This window comes from Klenkia terrae (genome assembly GCF_037083865.1).
GTDB classification, from domain to species: domain Bacteria; phylum Actinomycetota; class Actinomycetes; order Mycobacteriales; family Geodermatophilaceae; genus Klenkia; species Klenkia terrae.
In genome coordinates this window covers 1-18,373 of sequence record NZ_JBAPLV010000046.1, presented here as the reverse complement: position 1 = coordinate 18,373, position 18,373 = coordinate 1, and the positions used below count along the sequence as shown (strand labels likewise).

The window sequence follows — 18,373 nt, the reverse complement described above, 5'->3', positions numbered from 1 at the left end:
GGATCGCCCAGGGCTACGAGGTCGGCCCCCTGGGCTACCCCACCGGCGACGCCCGACCGGTCACCGGCGGGATCGCCCAGGACTTCCAGGGCGGCACCCTGGTGTGGGACTCCGCCACGGGAGCCGTGCGGAGGGCCTGACGCGGTGCCGCGGCGGCCCGGGCCGGTCGCTCAGCCCGGGCGGGTGAAGCGTTCCCGGCGGCCGGCCCGGGTCAACCGCAGCCAGGCCCGCCAGCCCTCGACGTCCCGGCGGGTCACCAGGAACAGCCAGCTGAAGCGCACGAACTCCAGGGGCAGCAGCCACCGCATCCCGGGTTGGGCCATCAGGTAGCCGCGGTTGCGGTAGGTGAAGAAGCGCTTGGTGTCGTCCGCGGGGTGCTGCGCGGAGAGCCGCCCGGCCAGGATGGGCTGGAACTCCGTCGTGCCCTCCGGGTGGAGGTAGACCGCGTCGGTGGCCGTGCCGAACGCCAACCCGGAGCGGACCAGGCGGCGGTGCACCTCGGTCTCGTCACCCCGGAAGAAGAACCGCAGGTCCGGGACGCCGATGGCCTCGATGGCCGCGGCCCGGAACAGTGCCCCGTTGAACAGCGACGCGTACCCGCGCAGCAGCGGGACGTCGGCGAAGTCGCTGCGGGAGCGCCGCCAGCGCAGGCCCCGCCGGAGGGGGAAGGCCAGGCGGGCCGGGTCGGCGGCGTCGGCGACCAGCGGGCTGACCTCGGCCAGGTCGTACCGGTGCGCGGCCGCCAGCAAGGTGGCGAGCACGGACTCGTCGGCCGGGCGCCCGTCGTCGTCGGCGCACCAGACCCAGTCCGCCCCCAGGCTCAGCGCGGTCAGCATGCCCAGGGCGAAGCCCCCCGCACCACCCAGGTTGCGCTGGCTGAGCAGGTAGGTGACCGGCAGCCCGGCTGCCCGGACCACCGCCTCGGCGTCCTCGTCGGGCCCGTTGTCCACGACGACGACGTGGTCGACCGGGCGGCTCTGCGCCGCGATGACACGCAGGCTCTCGGCCAGCAGCTCCCGCCGGTGCCGGGTGACCACCACGACGACGACGAGCTCGCCGGCTGCGCTCACCGGCGCGCGTCCCGGTAGGACGCCAGGACGGACTCCAGCGGGCCCTGCTCGCGGATCGTGCCGTGCTCCATCCAGATGGCGGTGTCGCAGAGCTCACGGAGGAACTCGTCGGAGTGCGAGGCGAAGACGAGCAGGCCGGCCCGGTCCACCAGGGCGGACAGGCGGCGCTTGGACTTCTCCAGGAACGCGGCGTCCACGGCCCCTATGCCCTCGTCCAGCAGCAGGATCTCCGGGTCGATGCTGGTGACGACACCCAGCGCCAGGCGCACGCGCATGCCGGTGGAGTAGGTGCGCAGCGGCATCCGCAGGAAGTCGCCCAGCTCGGTGAACTCGGCGATGTCGTCGACCCGGGACTCCATCTGCTTGCGGGTCATCCCCAGGAAGAGCCCGCGGACGACGATGTTCTCCAGGCCCGAGATCTCCGGGTCCATGCCGACCCCGAGGTCGAAGATGGGCGCGACCCGGCCGCGGATGGTGGCGGTCCCCCGGGTGGGCTCGTAGATGCCCGACAGCAGGCGGAGCAGCGTGGACTTGCCCGCCCCGTTGTGACCGACCAGCCCCACCCGTGCCCCGTGCTCGAGGGTGAGGTTGATGTCCCGCAGCGCCTCGATGATGGGCACCCGGCTGCCGCTCTCGATGGTGCCGCCGACCATGCCCATGACGGTCTTCTTCAGCGATCGGCTCTTGGCGTCGAAGATGGGGAAGTCGACGCAGGCGTCCTGCGTCTCGATGCCGACGGCGGTGGTCGTTCCGGTCACGGTCACACCCAGTAAGCGATTCGGGCACGGTAGCGGCGGAGGGCGACCAGGGTCACCAGCCAGCCGACGACCGTGATGGCCAGGACGACGACCCAGTTGCGCAGCTCGAAGGACTGCCCGAGCAGGGGTCGCCGCAGGATCTCGACGAAGTGCAGGAACGGGTTGAGCTCGGCGATGCGGGCCCGCTCCGCGATCGCCGGGTTGGTGCTGTTGAGCAGGTCCTCGTAGATCCAGACGATGGGGGTCAGGAAGAACGCCAGCTGCACGATCGACTGGGTGATGGGCAGCAGGTCCCGGAACCGGGTGGTGGCGATGCCGAGCAGCAGGGCCACCCAGGTGCCGTTGACCACCAGCAGGGCGAAGGCGGGGATGGCCATCAGCGATCCCCAGCCCAGCGGCTGCGGGAAGATGACCAGCATCACCACGTAGACCACGAGGTTGTGCGCGAAGAACAGGGCCTGCCGCCACACCAGCCGGTAGACGTGCACGCTCAGCGGGGCCGGCAGGTGGGTGATGAGCCCCACGTTGGAGGTGAACACCTCCGACCCCTCGGCGAGGCAGCCGCTGATGAAGTTCCAGATGATGAAGCCGACCAGGATGTAGGGCAGCTGAACGCCCAGGTCGTTGCCGAACAGCCCGGCGTACAGGATGCCCAGGGCCACGGCCGTGACGGCCATCGTGATCGAGATCCAGATCGGTCCCAGCACCGACCGCCGGTACCGCTGCCTGATGTCCTGCCAGCCCAGGTGGCCCCACAGCTGCCGCTGCCGCCAGCCGTCCCGGAGGTCCGCGGTCGTCCGTTGCCAGCTCCGACTGGCGGTCACCGCGCTTGGCGTCATGGGCAGCACGCTACCTGCGGGTAGGTCCGGGGCCGGTCGTCCGGGCTGCCCGACACGCCTCCCTCCGGAGCCGGTGCCCGGGCGTGGTGGACCGGTCCGCACCTCGCCGGCGACGTAGGATCGGCCCCCGCCCCACCGGAGCCCGGGTCGCACGGGTGCGCCGGGCGGACGCCAGACCTCGAGGCGAGGACCCCACCATGACCCGAGACGACCAGCAGGAGCCCCCTGCGCGGCCGCTGCCCCCACGGCTGGACCCACGGGCCGGTCGGGCGTCCGCGTCCCGCCCCGACGAGCGGGTCCCCGGCCGGCGGTCTGCCGCGGGCGGCTCCCGCCGGGCCGTCGTCCTGGCCCGGGTGGTGGCCGGGGTGCTGTCCGTGCTCCTCGTCGCCGGCAGCGGCTGGGGCTGGTACCTCGGCCGGGTGGCCGAGGCCGCCGTGAACCGCACCGACGCCATCCCGAGCGACGGCAACGAGGACACCGCCGGCGCCGGCGAGGCCATGAACCTGCTGCTGGTCGGCAACGACAGCCGGGTGAACCTCACCGACCAGCAGTTGACCGACCTGAACGCCGGTGAGGACTCCGGCGTCAACACCGACACGATGATCCTGGTCCACCTGCCGGCCAACGGCGCCAAGGCGTCGTTCGTCAGCTTCCCCCGGGACAGCTACGTGAGCATCCCCGGCCACGGCGAGGACAAGCTGAACGCCGCGTACGCCTACGGCATGCAGGACGCCCCGGAGGGCGCGACCGACGCCCAGCGCCAGAGCGCCGGAGCCCAGTTGCTGGTGCAGACCATCAGCCAGCTCAGCGGCCTGCGCATCGACCACTACGCCGAGGTGGACCTGCTCGGCTTCTTCGAGCTGAGCAACATCGTGGGCGGCGTCGAGGTCAACCTGTGCCAGGCCGTCGACGACTCCTTCTACTCCGGCGCGGTCTTCCCGGCCGGGGTGCAGACGATCAGCGGCGCCGACGCGCTGAAGTTCGTGCGCCAGCGGCACGGACTGCCGCGCGGGGACTTCGACCGGATCATCCGGCAGCAGGTCTACATCGCCGGGGTGCTGCGCAACATCCTCAGCGAGAACGTGCTGCTCGACCTCGGCAAGCAGCGCGACCTCGCCGACGCCGCGGGCGACGCCCTCACCGTGGACAACGGTCTGAACCTGTTCGACCTCGCGGCGCAGATGCAGTCCATCACCGCGGGCAGCATCGACTTCCAGACCATCCCCTACGTCGGGGACAGCGAGGACGACCAGGGCCGCTACATCCTGCAGCTGCAGGATGCCGACACCCTGCGCGCCTTCTTCGCCCAGCTGTCCGCCGACCCCGACCCGGCGACCCCGGAGACCCCCGCGGCCCCGGAGACGGTGGCCCCCGCAGACGTCGCCGTCGCCGTCTTCAACGGCTCCGGCACCGCCGGCCTGGCCGCGAGCACCGCCGACCAGCTCGCCGCCGCCGGGTTCGTCGTCGGCAGCACGGGCAACGCCGACAGCAACGCGTACACGCTGACCGAGATCCGCTATGCCGAGGGCGACGCGGCGCTGGCCAACACGCTGGCCGCCGCCATCCCCGGCGCGAGCACCGCGCAGAGCGACGACGCCGCGCCCGGCACGCTCCAGCTGGTGCTGGGGTCGGACTTCGCCGGTGTGGGCCAGGCGGTCGAGGCCCCGCCCTCGACCCCAGCCGTCGCGGGCGAGGACGCCCGGACCGCCGCCGACACGAGCTGCATCAACTGATGGCCGTGCCCGCCGACCTGCTCGCCGCGGTCGTCCGCCGGGACGGCGCTGCACCGCTGATCACCCACTACGACGACGCGACCGGCGAGCGGGTCGAGCTGTCCGGTGCCACCACGGCGAACTGGGTGGCCAAGACCGCCAACCTGCTGCAGGACGAGTTCGACGTCGGCCCCGGCAGCCGGGTCGCCCCCGCCCTGCCGGTGCACTGGCAGACCGCCGCCGTGCTCCTGGCCGTGTGGTCGTGCGGGGCAGCCGTCGTCGACACCGCGGCGGAGGACGACGGTCACCTGGCCGAGGTGGACCTGGTGCTCGCCGAGCAGGGCCGGCTGGCCGCGATCGAGGAGCAGGGGGTCGCCGAGCTCATCGGGTTGTCGCTGCACCCGCTCGGCCTGGGCATGACCGGGTACGCCGGGGAGGCCCGGGACTTCGCCCTCGAGGTCCGCGCACACGGTGACCACTTCGCGCCCTACGTGCAGCCGGACGCCGCGGCCCCCGGTCTCGTCGTGGCCGGCCTCGAGCTGACCCTCGGCGGCCTGGTCGACGCAGCCGTCGCGCTCGCCGACCGGCTCGGGATGGTCCCCGGCGACCGGGTGCTGGTCGACGAGCGCACCGCCACCGAGGCGGGACCGGTGGCCTGGTTGCTGGCCCCGCTCGCCGCGGGCGCCTCGATCGTGCTCTGCCGCAACCCGGTTTCCACCCAGTTGCAGCACCGGGCGGAGACCGAGGGGGTCACCGCTACCCTCGGCCTCGGGCTCGACGGGATCCGCGAGCTGGGCCGCCCCGCCGCGAGCTGAACCGCCCAGCCACTCGATGGATGGTGGTCGCTGCATGGACAAGGTCGTCGCCAGTGCTGCCGAGGCGGTGGCCGACATCGGCTCCGGCTCGTCGTTGGCCGTGGGCGGGTTCGGGCTCTGCGGGGTGCCGATCAAACTGATCGACGCCCTGCTCGAGCAGGGCGCGGACCAGCTGACCACGATCAGCAACAACTGCGGGGTCGACGACGCCGCCCTGGGCGTGCTGCTCTACGCCGGACGGATCACCCGCACGATCTCCTCGTTCGTCGGGGGGAACAAGGAGCTGGCCCGGCTGTACCTGTCCGGCCAGCTGGACGTGGAGCTGACCCCGCAGGGCACCCTGGCCGAGCGGCTGCGCGCCGGCGGCTGCGGCATACCCGCCTTCTACACCCCGACCGGGGTGGGCACGATGGTCGCCGACGGCGGCATCCCGGTCCGCTACGACGCCGACGGGAACGTCGTCGAGACGTCGAGGCCCAAGGAGATCCGGGAGTTCGACGGCGTCCAGTACGTGCTGGAGACCGCGCTCACCGCCGACTTCGGGCTGGTCCGCGCCGCGGTCGGCGACCGGCACGGCAACCTCGTCTTCCACTCCTCCGCCCAGAACTTCAACCCCCTCGCCGGGATGGCGGGGAAGGTGACCATCGCCGAGGTGGAGGAGCTGGTCGAACCCGGCGAGATCCCGCCGGGGTCCATCCACCTGCCCGGGGTCTTCGTGCAGCGGGTGGTCGAGGTCGGCCCCGAGGGCAAGGACATCGAGAAGCGCACCACCCGCCCGCGCACCGCCCCCGGACAGGAGAACTGACGTGGCCCTCACCCGTGACCAGCTCGCCGCCCGCGTCGCCCTGGACCTGGCGGACGGGTCCTACGTCAACCTCGGCATCGGCATGCCCACCCTGGTGCCCAACTTCATCCCCGACGGCGTGCACGTGGTGCTGCAGTCCGAGAACGGCGTCCTCGGCGTCGGTCCCTACCCCTTCGAGGGCGACGAGGACCCCGACCTGATCAACGCCGGCAAGGAGACCGTCACGCTGCAGCCCGGCGCGAGCTTCTTCGACTCCGCCCTGTCCTTCGGCATGATCCGCGGCAAGCACATCGACGTCGCCGTCCTCGGCGCCATGCAGGTCAACCCCCGCGGCGACCTGGCCAACTGGCTCATCCCCGGCAAGATGGTCAACGGCATGGGTGGCGCGATGGACCTCGTCCACGGCGCCCGTCGGGTCATCCTCATGATGGAGCACGTCGCCCGCGACGGGTCGCCGAAGCTGGTCCAGGAGTGCACCCTGCCGCTGACCGGCAAGGGCTGCGTCGACCGCATCATCACCGACCTCGCCGTGGTGGACGTCGTCGACGGCCAGGGCTTCGTGCTCCGCGAGACCGCCCCGGGCGTCGCCGTCGAGGACGTGGTGGCCGCCACCGGCGCGGCGCTGCAGGTCGCCCCCGACGTCCGGGAGATGGCCCTGGCGGGCGCCGCCTGAGCGGCGGCCGACCCGCGGGCGGGCGCCCCCGACGGCCAGGTCTTGGTAGCCTCGGTCGACCGACCGGTCCGGCCCCGCCCGGGGCCAGCCCGCCGCGACCGGCACGCGCACACCGGTGCCGCACCCGGGGAACACCACCCCGGCGGGCCCGCCCGACGTCGTCAACGCACCACGGGGTGACTACCCCTGGCTCCCGGAGGACTCAGCACATGGTCGACACCGCACCTGCCACCTCGGACGCGGTGCGGGAGGCGCTCGTCGAGCACGACGCGCCCGACCGGCTGGTCGCCCAGCGCGGCCTGTTCGGCGGACCCTCCCCCCTCGTCTCCGACGACATGTACGTGCGCGCCGAGACCGGCCGGGCGCACCGCACGCGGACCCACCTGCGCGTCGAGCGCGATTCCCACCTGACCACCAACACCTACTTCGGGCGCTTCCCGGCGAGCTACTGGCAGCGCTGGACCACACGCACCGAGGTCGTGGTCACCGCGCGCGTGGCCGGCGCCGGCCGGATCCGGCTGGAGGCGAGCGACCTCGAGGGCGAGGCCCGCACGGTCGCGACCCACGACGTCGACGGGGACGGGACCGTGCGCCTGACCGGTCGCATCGACCGGTTCCTCGACGGCGGCGCGCTGTGGCTGGAGTTCGAGACCGCGGGCGCCGAGCTCGAGGTGGCCGACCTCGAGTGGTCGGTCGCACCGCCGGAGAGGCTGCGGCCCGTCGCGGTCGTCATCTGCACCTACAACCGGGCCGACGACTGCGTGGCCACGCTGACCGCCATCGCCGAGGACCCGGCCTCCCTGCAGACCGCCGACGCCGTCTACGTGGTCGACCAGGGCACCGACACCGTGGAGTCCCGGCCGCAGTTCGCCGCCGTCGCGCAGACCCTGGGCGACCGGCTGGTCTACGTCCGCCAGCCCAACCTGGGCGGCGCCGGCGGGTTCACCCGCGGGCTGTTCGAGGTGACCGGGGTGGCCGGCACCGAGCACGCGAACGTGATCTTCATGGACGACGACGTCCTCTGCGAGCCCGAGACCGTCGTCCGGCTGAACGCCCTGGCCAACAGCACCGTGGAGCCGGCCATCGTCGGCGCCCAGATGCTCTACCTGCTGCACCCCGACCAGCTCCACGTCGGGGCCGAGACCGCCGACCTGCCGCTGCTGGCCGCCGGCATCGCCGCTCCGCTGGCCCTGACGGCCGAGAACGTCGTCGAGGAGCAGCAGGACGTCCGCGTCGACGCCGGGTACAACGGCTGGTGGTCCTGCCTGATCCCGGCCGAGGCCGTGGCCCAGCTGGGCCTGCCGCTGCCCATGTTCTTCCAGTGGGACGACATCGAGTACGGCTTCCGGGCCCGGGCCGCCGGCATCGCCACCATCACCCTCCCCGGCGCCGGTGTGTGGCACGCCGACTTCGGCTGGAAGGACTGGGACGACTGGCACCGGTACTTCAACCTGCGCAACGCGATGATCACCGCCGCCCTGCACAGCGACTTCGACGGCCGGCAGGTGGCCCGCGGTCTGGCCGCGCAGCTGGGTCGCTACCTGGTGTCCATGCAGTACGGCCTCGCGCACACCTTGATCAAGGCCGTCGAGGACTTCCTGCAGGGCCCGAGCGTGCTCGCCGACGGCGGCGTGGCCGCTGCCGCGGAGATCCGCCGGGAGCGCGCCGCCTACGGCGAGACGGTCCGGCACCCGGCCGCGGAGGTGCCCGGCCTGCGGGCCGCCGACATCAGCATCTCCTCCGCCGCGCCGCCGCCGCGGCTCAAGCGCCTGGTGCTCGCCAAGCGCGTGCTGGACCAGGCCCGCGGCCGGACCGTGCCGCACGCGGTGGGCATCCGGGCCGCCGAGGCCAGCTGGTACCACGTCGCCCGGTACGAGACCGCCGTCGTCACCGACGCGTCGCAGGAGGGGGTGCGGGTGCGTCGCCGGGACCCGGAGGCGGCCAAGGAGCTGACCCGCCGTGGTGCCCGCGCCTGCTGGCAGCTCGTCCGCCGGGCCGCCGCGCTGCGCGAGGAGTACCGCGCCGCCGTCCCCCAGCTCACCAGCCGCGAGAACTGGGCCCGGCTCTACGGGTTGTGACCGGCGCCGCGGAGCGGGGGTGCGCCCCCCGCCCCGCGGCACCGCTCACCCCTGGTCCGTGCCCCCGAGGGCGGTGATCCGGAGGCTGAGCTGCTCGTCGTCGGCGGTGAAGCCCAGGTACTCGAACTGCACGCCGGCCCGGTCGACGAACTCGACCCACGCCCGGTGCTCGTGCTCCTCCCACCCGGGGTAGTTGAAGTACTCGTCGAACATCACGACCGTGCCCACCTGCAGCCGGTCCTGAAGCGCCTCCAGCACCGTCACCGTGGAGGAGTACAGGTCGGCGTCCAGGTGCAGGAAGGCCACGGGCTCCGGGTGCGCCGCGAGGAACGCCGGCAGGGTCTGGTCGAACCAGCCGACCACGAGCTCGGCGCCCTCCACTTCGGGCAGCGCCTCCATCGCGAAGGCGCCCACCTCGAACCCGGCACGCCACTTCTCCGGCAGGCCCTCGAAGGAGTCGAAGCCGAAGACCGCACCCGCCGGGGCGGTCGACGCGATCTGGCGCAGGGTGCCGCCGCTGGCGACGCCGAACTCGAGGTAGAGACCCGTGACGTCGACGGCCGCCAGCGCAGCCGCCATCGTCTCGTCCTTGGCGAAGTGCGGGGTGGCCCGCTCCATCTGCTCGTGCACGAAGGTCGCCGTCGTCTCGGCCGTCCGGCGCTCCAGCGCGGTGATCACGTCACGGCGCTGGCGACGCTCCCACGCCCGCATCGCGGCCTCGGAGCGCTCGGTGCCGGAGCGCTGCTCGGCGGTCAGCCGCTCGACGTCGGCCCGCAGGGCCTCGAGCACAGCGCGCTGGTCACGACCCTCCCGCTGGATCTCGGTGACCACGTACTCCTGGAGGGCCCGGCCCAGCTTCTCGCGAACCCGCTCGCGCACTGTTCTCAACACCGGTGCAGCCTGCCAGTCGACCGGCCCCCGCGGTACCCGACGCACGGCGCGGGATCGATCACCGCAGCAGGTTGCGCGCGATGACCATCCGCTGGATCTGGTTGGTGCCCTCGTAGATCTGGGTGATCTTGGCGTCGCGCATCATCCGCTCGACCGGGAAGTCCTGGGTGTACCCGGCGCCCCCGAACAGCTGGACGGCGTCGGTGGTCACCTGCATCGCCACGTCGGAGGCGAACGCCTTGGACGACGCGGACACCATGGTGAGGTCCGGCCCGCCGGTCTCCCCGCGGGCGGCGGCGACGTAGACCAGGTGCCGGGCGGCCTCGATCTTCATGGCCATGTCGGCGAGCATGAACTGCACGCCCTGGAAGTCCGAGGTGCTCTTGCCGAACTGCTTGCGATCCTTGGTGTAGGCGATCGCTGCGTCCAGGGCGCCCTGCGCGACGCCCACGGCCTGCGCACCGATGGTGGGCCGGGTGAAGTCCAGCGTCTTGAGCGCGGTCTTGAAGCCGGTGCCGGGCTCGCCGACGATCCGGTCGGCCGGGATGGTGCAGTCGGTGAAGTGCAGCTCGCAGGTGGGCGAGCCCTTGATCCCCATCTTGCGCTCCTTGGCGCCCACCTCGAAGCCGGGGTCGTCGCGGTGCACCACGAACGCGGAGATGCCGTTGGCACCCTTCTCCGGGTCGGTGACGGCCATGACCGTGTACCACTCGCTGATCCCGGCGTTGGTGATCCACGCCTTGGCGCCGTTGAGCACCCAGGAGTCGCCCTCGAGCCGGGCCCGGGTCTTCATCGCCGCGGCGTCGGATCCCGCCTCGCGCTCGGACAGGCCGTAGCTGATCATCGCGTCGCCGGCGGCGATCGACGGCAGCACCTTCTGCTTGAGCTCCTCGGACGCCGAGAGGATCACCGGGACCGAGCCCAGCTTGTTCACCGCGGGGATCAGCGAGGCGCTGACGTCGACCCGGGCGACCTCCTCGATCACGATGCAGGTCGCGATCGCGTCGGCACCCTCGCCGCCGTACTGCTCCTCGATGTGGGTGGCGTGGAAGCCCGCCGCCGTCAGCGCCTTCTGCGCCTCGATCGGGTACCGGGACTCGGCGTCGCACTCGGCCGCCCAGGGGGCGATCTCGCGCTCGGCGATGTCCCGCACCGCCTCGCGGATCGCCTGGTGCTCCTCGGTCAGCGCGTACAGCCCGCCGGCGTTGTTACCCACCGGTACAGGTTAGGCCGCCGTCACTCCGCGGGGGAAGCCAACCGCTGCTGCAGCTGCGCGTCGCGGGCGACCACGGACTCCGCCAGGTCCGTCTGGAACTGCTCGACCCGGGCCCGCAGCGCGTCGTCGGAGGCCGCCAGGATCCGGACGGCGAGCAGGCCGGCGTTGCGACCACCGCCGATGGACACCGTCGCCACGGGGACGCCGGCCGGCATCTGCACGATCGACAGCAGGCTGTCCATGCCGTCGAGCTGGCCCAGCGCCCGGGGCACGCCGATGACCGGCAGCGGGGTGGCCGCGGCGATCATCCCGGGCAGGTGTGCTGCTCCCCCGGCCCCGGCGACCACCACCCGCAGTCCTCGACCCGCGGCACCCTCGGCCCACTCGAGCATCCGGCGCGGGGTGCGGTGGGCGGAGAGGACATGGGCCTGCCAGCCGATCCCGAACTCGTCCAGGGCCGTGGCCGCCGGCTCCATGGTGGGCCAGTCGGAGTCGCTGCCCATGACGATGCCGACGACGGGGGTGATCATGACGGGTGCTCCTCAGTGCTCGTCGTCGTCGAAGGCGAACGCCGGGTCCACGACGCCGTCGGCCAAGTAGCGGGCCGCCGCCACGGCCCGGGCGCGCACCTCGGCGAGATCGGTGCCCAGCGCCGTCACGTGACCCAGCTTCCGGCCCCGGCGCTGCCCCTTGCCGTACCAGTGCAGCTTGACGTCGGGCCAGTGCGCCATGCAGTGGTGGATGCGCTCGTCCAGGCCGGGCCCGGACCAGTCCTCGGCCGCGGCGTCGCCGCCGAGCACGTTGGCCATGACGACCACGGGCGCGGTCATCGCGGTCGACCCGAGCGGGTAGTCCAGCACTGCCCGCAGGTGCTGCTCGAACTGGCTGGTCACCGCCCCGTCGATGGACCAGTGGCCGGAGTTGTGCGGCCGCATCGCCAGCTCGTTGACCAGGACGCCGTCAGCGGTCTCGAACAGCTCGACGGCGAGCATGCCGACCACACCGAGCCGGTCGGCGATCCGCACGGCGAGCTCCTGGGCCGCGGTGGCCAGCTCCTCGCCCAGCCCCGGCGCGGGCGCGTAGACCTCGTTGCACACCCCGTCCCGCTGGACGGTCTCCACCACCGGCCAGACGGCGACCTGCCCGAACGGCGAGCGGGCGACCTGCGCGGAGAGCTCGCGGAGCATCGGCACCCGCTCCTCGGCCAGCAGCGTGCCGTGCTGCTCGAGCAGCTCGGCCACCTGGTCGGGGCCGTGGACCACGAAGACGCCCTTGCCGTCGTACCCGCCCCGCGGGGTCTTGAGGACCACCGGCCAGCCCACCTCGTCGGCGAAGGCGGCGACGGCGGGCACCGTGGACACCTCGGCCCAGGCCGGCTGCGGCTCCCCCGCGTCGGCCAGCGCGCGGCGCAGCACCAGCTTGTCCTGGGCGTGCACGAGGGCGGCCGGGCCCGGCGCGACCCGCGTCCCGTCCGCCTCCAGGGCACGCAGGTGCTCGGTCGGCACGTGCTCGTGGTCGAAGGTGACGACCGTGGCGCCCTCAGCGAGCCGACGCAGGTCGGCGAGGTCGCGGTGGTCGCCCAGCTGCACGTCGGCCGCGACCAGGGCGGCGGACTCCGCCGGGTCGGCGGCGAGCACCCGCAGCGACTGACCGAGGGCGATCGCGGCCTGGTGGGTCATCCGCGACAGCTGTCCACCTCCGACCATGGCGACGACGGGCAGGCCGGTGCGCGGGTCCAGGGAGGCGGTCATCTCGGCGCCGATGCTAGTGAAGGCGGGGGCGGGTGCGTCGTGGGGCCGCTGGGACACCGGTGACCGGCGGGTCCGACCCGCCGGGACGGGACGGTCCGGTCCACCCGTCGGGTGGACCCCGCTGGTTATCCTCCGGTGCCAGCACACCGGGCAGGCACGGGTGGACGTCGAGGTCAGAGCGCGCCCCGCGACCGCTCGCCCGACCACCGAACGATGGGGAGCCCCGCGCGTGTCCGACTCCGCCGTCACCGCGCCGCCGACGCAGCGCATGCCCGCGGTGCGGATCCCCGTCCCCGGGACGGGGGCCCACCGGCCCGCGGAGGAGGACGACGTCCCGCCGGTCCCCCCGCGGCCCGGTGCACGGCTGGACATCCAGGGACTGCGGGCGGTCGCCGTCGGGCTCGTCGTGCTGTACCACCTGCGACCGGACGTGCTGACCGGCGGCTTCGTCGGGGTCGACGTCTTCTTCGTCATCTCCGGGTTCCTGATCGTCGGCTCGCTGGGCCGCGAAGCGGTGCGCACCGGGACGGTGTCGCTGCGCGACTTCTACGCCCGCCGGGTGCGCCGCCTGCTGCCCGCCTCGACCGTCGTGCTGGTCGTGGTGGTGGTCGCCACCGTGCTGGTCATGCCGGTGAGCCGGTGGCAGGGGACCGCCGAGGGCGTCCTGGCCTCGGTGCTGCAGGTGCAGAACTGGTGGCAGGCGGCCACCGACGGCTACTCGGCGGCGACCGGCGCGGTCTCCCCGGTGCAGCACTTCTGGTCCCTGGCGGTCGAGGAGCAGTTCTACCTGCTCGCCCCGCTCCTCCTCCTCGTCGCCTGCTGGCTCAGCGTCCGCCTGCACCGCTCCCGTCGGGGCAGCGTCGTGGCCGTCGTCGCCGTCCTGGCCGTCGTCTCCCTCGCCCACTCGGTCACGTTCACCGTGACCGACCACGACGTCGCCTACTTCGCCACCACGACGCGCATGTGGGAGCTGGCCGCCGGCGGGCTGCTGGCACTGCTGGGCGACCGACTGCGGGTGGCGCGGCCGGTGCGCGCGCTCGCCAGCTGGGTCGGCCTGGCGGCGATCGCGGGCGCGGCGGTCACCTTCGACACCACGATGGCCTTCCCTGGCTGGATCGCCCTGGCCCCGGTCCTCGGCACGGTGCTGGTGCTCCTGAGCGGGCAACCGGACGGCGCCGCTGCCCGTACCGGGTCGGCGCAGCGGCTGCTCGGTTCCCGTCTGTTCGGCTACTTCGGCGACATCTCCTACTCGCTGTACCTGTGGCACTGGCCGGTCATCGTGTTCTGGACCTTCTGGGTGGGCCGTGGGCCGACCAAGGAGGAGTGCGTCGTCCTGCTCGTTGCGGCCGTCGCCCTGGCCGACCTCAGCACGCGCTTCGTGGAGACACCGTTCCGGCACCCCCGCCCCCGACGCGCGGGACGGCCGGCCGGCAACCGCGGGGCGTTCCGGCTGGCGGCGGTCCTCACCGTGGTGAGCCTGGCCGCCGGCGTGGGCCCCTGGCTCTACGTCCAGCAGCGGACCAGCGACCTGGGCGACCAGCGGCTGGATGCCGACCACCCCGGCGGGGCCGGGGTGCTGCCCGACGAGCTGCCCGCGGCGACCGGCGTACCGGTCATCCCCGACCCGACGGTGGCCGCCCAGGACACCCCGTACATGCACGAGGGCTGCGTGGCCTTCGACCCGCGCCAGATGGACCCCGACCAGTGCCTGTACGGCGACCTCGGCTCCCCGCTGACCGTCGTGCTCGCCGGGGACAGCCACGCGGGCCAACTCACCACCCCCCTGACGGCCGTCGCCGAGGACCAGGGCTGGCGGCTGCAGACGATGGTGCGCAACGGCTGCCCTTTCATGGCCGCACCCATCCTCATCGGCGGTCAGCCGGACTCGGACTGCGCCGCGGCCAACGAGGTGTCCGTCCAGCGACTCGTCGAGAGCCACCCGCAGGTCGTGGTCACCACCGCGATGCGACCGGAGGCCTACGCCTCCGCCCTCGGGTGGGGATGGACGTCGGAGTCCGACCTGGTCGACGGCTACCTGCGGCTGTGGGGGCCCCTGCTGGAGGCGGGCATCCGCATCGTGGTGGTGCGCGACGTGCCCACCCCGGACCAGGTCGGACCCGAGTGCGTCGAGCGGGCCGGTCCGGACAGCCCGGACTGCGCGATGTCCCGGGCCGACGTGGACCAGCAGTCCGATCCGATGGTGATCGCCGCCCAGCGGTCCGGCGCGGTCCAGGTGATCGACCTGACCGACCACCTGTGCAACCAGGAGACCTGCCCGGCGGTCGTGGGCAACGTGCTGGTCTACCGGGACAACCACCTGACCGACACGTTCGCGCTCAGCCTGGCGCCGGCCCTGGAGCAGCTGCTCGTCGGGCTGGTCTGACCCCTCAGGGCAGGTCGAGGAGCTCGGCGCGGATCCGTCGGCCTACGCCCTCGGCCACCTCGACGGTGGGGTGCACCCCGTCCGCGCTCGCGCCCGGCACGTAGCGGCCCTGGTCGGCGACGGGGGTCCAGGGGTCGACGAAGACCCACCCCTGCTGGTCGGCCAGTTGCCCCAGCCTGCGGTTGAGCGCCGTCGCCAGCGTCGGGGCGGTGTCGTTGGGCGGGATGGCGGCCAGCACGACCTGCCCGGCCCGGACCGTCTGCGCGATCGCGAGGACGTCGGCCGCCGTGGTCTCCGCGGACACCTTCTGCAGGTCGTTGGTCCCACCCATGATCACGACCACGTCGGCGCTGACCGGGACCACCCCGGCGCGCATGTCCTCGGTGGTCGCGCCGGACACCGCCCAGCCGGGGACGAACTGCAGGGACCCGCCGGCGGCGGCCGGCACCCAGGACCCGCTGTCGGCGACGGTGACCCCGTCGGGCACCCGTCCGGCGGTGATCGAGTCGCCGACGACGGTGAAGGTGACCGGGCGCGGCGCCGGGCGCGTGCTGGTCCCCTGCTCGCCCGGTGTCGAGCTGCCGGCGCCGGCCGAGGGCACGTCGGACGGGGCCGTGCAGCCGGCCAGGGCCACCGCCAGGAACGGCACGCACACCACCGGGGCGGCCCGCCGCCAGGTGCGACGGATCCTGCCGCGCTGCTCCCCCACCTCCCCATCATCCACCGGGACGCCGACCCCCGCCGAGGTCTGCGGGGTCGGCCGCGTCGCACCGGTGCGACCAGGTCGGCTGCGTACAGTCCTGCCGTGCGCGCTGCCGTCCTCCGTCGACTGGACACCACGTGGCGCCTGCTCATCAAGGAGCTCAGCGCGTTCGGTGTCGTCGGGGCGGCCTGCTTCGTGCTGGACCTCGGCCTGTTCCAGCTGCTGTACGCCCACGTCGGGTGGGGCGCGGTCACCGCGAAGCTGCTGTCCACCCTGGTGTCGATGACGGTGGCCTACGTCGCGCACCGGCAGTGGTCCTTCTCGCACCGGGCCCGCACCGGCCTGCGCCGGGAGTACCTGGTCTTCGCGGTGGTCAACGGCGCGACGCTGCTGCTGTCGTTGGCCGTCGTCGCGGTCGTCCGCTACCCGCTGGGCCAGGACAGCGCTCTGGTGCTGCAGCTGGCCAACATCGCCTCCATCGCGGTGGGCACGGTCGTCCGCTTCCTGAGCTACCGCCGCTGGGTGTTCGTCGCCCACGACCACCCGGCCGCGGTCGGCGCCCGGGCCGCGGCAGCACTGCACCGCGCGGCCTGATCCGCGGGTCGACTGCGGTCTCAGCCGGCCAGCCGGGACCCGTCCCGGCCGGTGGTGATCTCGATGCGGCTGGGGATCCGGGTGCGCAGCTCCTCGACGTGGCTGACCACCCCGACGGTGCGGCCGCCCCTACGGAGCTCGTCGAGCACGCTCATCACCGCGTCGAGGGCCTGCGGGTCGAGGGAACCGAAGCCCTCGTCGACGAAGAGGGTGTCGATCTGGACGCCGCCGGACTCCGCGGTGACCACGTCGGCCAGCCCGAGCGCCAGGGCCAGCGACGCCATGAAGCTCTCGCCGCCCGAGAGCGTCTTGGTCGGCCGCTGCTGACCGGTGTACTCGTCGAGCACGTCGAGGCCGAGCCCGCCGCGGGCGCCGTTGCGGCCGGCGGCGTCGCTGTGCCGGAAGGTGTACCGGCCACCGGACATGTCCTGCAGCCGGATGCTGGCCACCTCGGCGACCTGCTCGAGGCGGGCGGCGAGCACGAAGGACTGCAGCCGCATCCGCAGGGTGTTGCTGCCCCGGCCGTTGACCAGGTCGGCCAGGGATCCGACGTGGTCGGCGACCGCCCGGCGCTCGTCGAGCTCGACCTGGGCCGCGGTGAGCTCGCCGGCCAGCCGGTCCAGCTCGCCCACGCACCGGCCGGCGGCACCGGCTTCGGCCACGGCCAGCTCCCGCCGCTGCGCCGCGGTGCGGTGCACCAGCTCGACCGCAGCCAGGTCGGGTCGCTCCCCCAGGTCGGTCAACTCCGGTTCCGCGAGCACGGCCCGGGCCACGGCGGTGGCCCGGTCGTGCCCGGCCACCCGCTGCTCCGCCCTGCTCGCCTCACCCGGTTCGAGGAGTGCCTCCGCCGCGGTGCCGAGATCGGGGAACCCTGCCGCAGACAGGCGCTCCTCGGCGCGGGCCGTGGCTGCCCCCAGCTCGGCACGGGCCCGGCGGTCGGCCGCCGCGGCCTCGATGTGGTCCTCGCACCGCTGGGCCTCGTCCACGAGGCGACGCCCGCGGGCCGGCAGGTCGACGTCCTCGCCCACCGCGGCGGCCAACCGGTCGCGCAGCTCCACCCAGCTCTCGGCCACCGAGTCCCGTTCTGCCTGCTGGGCCGACAGCTCGGTGCGGGCTGCGCCGAGCTGCTCGTCGGCGCGGGCGGCGTCGGCCAGGAACACGTCCGACGACCGCTGGACAGTCGGCACGCTCCTCGCCAGCCCGCTCGCCGCGTCGACAGCCGCGCGGGCCTCGGCCTCCGCAGCCTGCAGCTCGTGGACCGGCAGCTCACCGGCCACGGCCTGCAGCGCGGACAGCTCGGCGCCGAGGTCGGCCCGCTCGGCCTGGGCGGACGTGAGCTCGACGTCGACCAGCTCCACCCGGGAGCGGGCGGCGTCCTCCCGGTCCGCGGTCACGGCCGGTCCGCCGGCGGTGGCGGGGCGGGGGTGCTCGGCGGACCCGCAGACGGGACACCCATCCCCCGGTCGCAGACCGGCCGCCAGCTCCGCCGCCATCCCGTCCAACCGGGCCGCGCGGAGGTCTGCCACCAGCTCCCGGGCAGTCACGAGCGACTCGCGCAGCTCGAGGACCCGCGCGTCGGCCGTCGCGATGCGGGTGGCCACCGTCCGGGCGGCCACCGCCGCCAGGACCCGCTGGGACTGGCGGTCCTGCTCCGCGACCAGCCCGGGGAGCTGCGCGGCTGCCTCGGCGCACAGCGCGACCTGGCGCTCGAGCTCAGCCAGCCGGGCAGGACGCCGGGACGCCGCCCCCTCGGCCTCGATGATCTGCACCCGCAACGCGGCGATGCGCCGGCCGAGGTCGGCGACCCGCTCCGCGAGCTGTGCCGCCCGGCGGGTGTCGGCCCGCAGCTCGGTGACCACGGCGGCCTCGTCCCGCAGGGCCCGGGCCAGGGCGACGTCGGCGGGCCGGCCCGCGGAGACCCGGTCCCAGGCGGCGGAGGCGGCGGTCAGGGCGCCGGCCGCTGCCTCGGCCGCAACCGCGCACCGGCCGGCGGTCTCCAGCACCTCGCGGACACCCTCGGCCCGGCGGCCGGCATCCACCCGCGCCCGCAGGGCCGTCACCGTCGGCGCGGCTGCGCGCAGCCCG

The 18,373-nt window shown here is 73.8% G+C and carries 17 protein-coding genes; 8 read left to right on the top strand and 9 right to left on the bottom strand.

Translation table 11 applies throughout. The annotated features are described in order from the left end of the window. The first annotated feature begins 2 nt into the window (after window positions 1–2). Window positions 3–140 carry an LGFP repeat-containing protein gene (locus UXQ13_RS22930; RefSeq protein ID WP_336393052.1) on the top strand — a complete coding sequence of 46 codons (138 nt, stop codon included), beginning with the start codon at window positions 3–5 and terminating at the stop codon, window positions 138–140. Between the two features lie 30 nt (window positions 141–170). On the opposite strand, the gene glfT1 is transcribed toward UXQ13_RS22930, so the two are convergent. Genes glfT1 through wzm form a run of 3 tightly spaced genes read right to left on the bottom strand, consistent with a single transcriptional unit; the run spans window position 171 to window position 2,667 of the window. Beyond that, on the bottom strand, window positions 171–1,070 hold the full coding sequence (glfT1, locus tag UXQ13_RS22925) for a galactofuranosyltransferase GlfT1 (RefSeq protein ID WP_336393051.1): 900 nt from the start codon (window positions 1,068–1,070) through the stop codon (window positions 171–173). Next, window positions 1,067–1,828 (bottom strand): galactan export ABC transporter ATP-binding subunit Wzt/RfbE, encoded by a 762-nt coding sequence (gene wzt / locus UXQ13_RS22920; protein WP_336393050.1) that lies wholly within the window; start codon window positions 1,826–1,828, stop codon window positions 1,067–1,069. Before wzt ends, glfT1 begins: the two co-directional genes overlap by 4 nt. A gap of 2 nt (window positions 1,829–1,830) precedes the next feature. Continuing rightward, window positions 1,831–2,667, bottom strand: a complete 837-nt coding sequence (gene wzm, locus UXQ13_RS22915; protein WP_336393049.1) for a galactan export ABC transporter permease subunit Wzm/RfbD — start codon at window positions 2,665–2,667, stop codon at window positions 1,831–1,833. A 197-nt stretch (window positions 2,668–2,864) separates the two neighbouring features. Between wzm and UXQ13_RS22910 the strand changes: the two genes are divergently transcribed. From UXQ13_RS22910 to UXQ13_RS22890, 5 genes are all read left to right on the top strand, one after another. After that, window positions 2,865–4,400: an LCP family protein gene (locus UXQ13_RS22910; protein ID WP_336393048.1), complete on the top strand. Its 1,536-nt coding sequence runs from the start codon at window positions 2,865–2,867 to the stop codon at window positions 4,398–4,400. Next, window positions 4,400–5,194, top strand: a complete 795-nt coding sequence (locus tag UXQ13_RS22905) for a TIGR03089 family protein (protein ID WP_336393047.1) — start codon at window positions 4,400–4,402, stop codon at window positions 5,192–5,194. Before UXQ13_RS22910 ends, UXQ13_RS22905 begins: the two co-directional genes overlap by 1 nt. A gap of 34 nt (window positions 5,195–5,228) precedes the next feature. After that, the gene (locus UXQ13_RS22900) at window positions 5,229–5,999 is read left to right on the top strand and encodes a CoA transferase subunit A (RefSeq protein WP_336393046.1); all 771 of its coding nucleotides are present in this window, start codon (window positions 5,229–5,231) and stop codon (window positions 5,997–5,999) included. Window position 6,000: 1 nt separating this feature from the next. Further along, on the top strand, window positions 6,001–6,672 hold the full coding sequence (locus tag UXQ13_RS22895; protein ID WP_336393045.1) for a CoA transferase subunit B: 672 nt from the start codon (window positions 6,001–6,003) through the stop codon (window positions 6,670–6,672). A gap of 209 nt (window positions 6,673–6,881) precedes the next feature. Further along, entirely contained in the window at window positions 6,882–8,750 is a 1,869-nt protein-coding gene (locus tag UXQ13_RS22890) for a glycosyltransferase (RefSeq protein ID WP_336393044.1), read from the top strand. A gap of 45 nt (window positions 8,751–8,795) precedes the next feature. Here the strand turns inward: UXQ13_RS22890 and UXQ13_RS22885 are convergent, their stop codons facing one another. The 4 genes from UXQ13_RS22885 to UXQ13_RS22870 are packed head-to-tail and all read right to left on the bottom strand — an operon-like array spanning window position 8,796 to window position 12,608. Then, entirely contained in the window at window positions 8,796–9,641 is an 846-nt protein-coding gene (locus UXQ13_RS22885; protein WP_336393043.1) for a class I SAM-dependent methyltransferase, read from the bottom strand. A gap of 58 nt (window positions 9,642–9,699) precedes the next feature. Continuing rightward, window positions 9,700–10,857, bottom strand: coding sequence for an acyl-CoA dehydrogenase family protein (locus UXQ13_RS22880; protein WP_336393042.1), 1,158 nt, complete (start codon window positions 10,855–10,857; stop codon window positions 9,700–9,702). Between the two features lie 20 nt (window positions 10,858–10,877). Next, window positions 10,878–11,387, bottom strand: a complete 510-nt coding sequence (purE, locus tag UXQ13_RS22875; protein ID WP_336393041.1) for a 5-(carboxyamino)imidazole ribonucleotide mutase — start codon at window positions 11,385–11,387, stop codon at window positions 10,878–10,880. Window positions 11,388–11,399: 12 nt separating this feature from the next. Continuing rightward, window positions 11,400–12,608, bottom strand: coding sequence for a 5-(carboxyamino)imidazole ribonucleotide synthase (locus tag UXQ13_RS22870; protein ID WP_336393040.1), 1,209 nt, complete (start codon window positions 12,606–12,608; stop codon window positions 11,400–11,402). A 229-nt stretch (window positions 12,609–12,837) separates the two neighbouring features. Here UXQ13_RS22870 and UXQ13_RS22865 point away from each other — a divergent pair, with 229 nt between their 5' ends. Next, a complete protein-coding gene (locus tag UXQ13_RS22865; protein WP_336393039.1) occupies window positions 12,838–14,991 on the top strand; it encodes an acyltransferase family protein in 2,154 nt (717 codons plus the stop codon). A 4-nt stretch (window positions 14,992–14,995) separates the two neighbouring features. Here UXQ13_RS22865 and UXQ13_RS22860 read toward each other — a convergent pair whose 3' ends face one another. Then, window positions 14,996–15,700 (bottom strand): SGNH/GDSL hydrolase family protein, encoded by a 705-nt coding sequence (locus tag UXQ13_RS22860; RefSeq protein ID WP_336393038.1) that lies wholly within the window; start codon window positions 15,698–15,700, stop codon window positions 14,996–14,998. A gap of 96 nt (window positions 15,701–15,796) precedes the next feature. Between UXQ13_RS22860 and UXQ13_RS22855 the strand changes: the two genes are divergently transcribed. Next, window positions 15,797–16,288 carry a GtrA family protein gene (locus tag UXQ13_RS22855; protein ID WP_336393037.1) on the top strand — a complete coding sequence of 164 codons (492 nt, stop codon included), beginning with the start codon at window positions 15,797–15,799 and terminating at the stop codon, window positions 16,286–16,288. A 20-nt stretch (window positions 16,289–16,308) separates the two neighbouring features. On the opposite strand, the gene UXQ13_RS22850 is transcribed toward UXQ13_RS22855, so the two are convergent. Beyond that, window positions 16,309–18,373, bottom strand: a 2,065-nt coding sequence (locus UXQ13_RS22850) for an SbcC/MukB-like Walker B domain-containing protein (RefSeq protein ID WP_336393036.1), incomplete at its 5' end; no start/stop codon positions are given.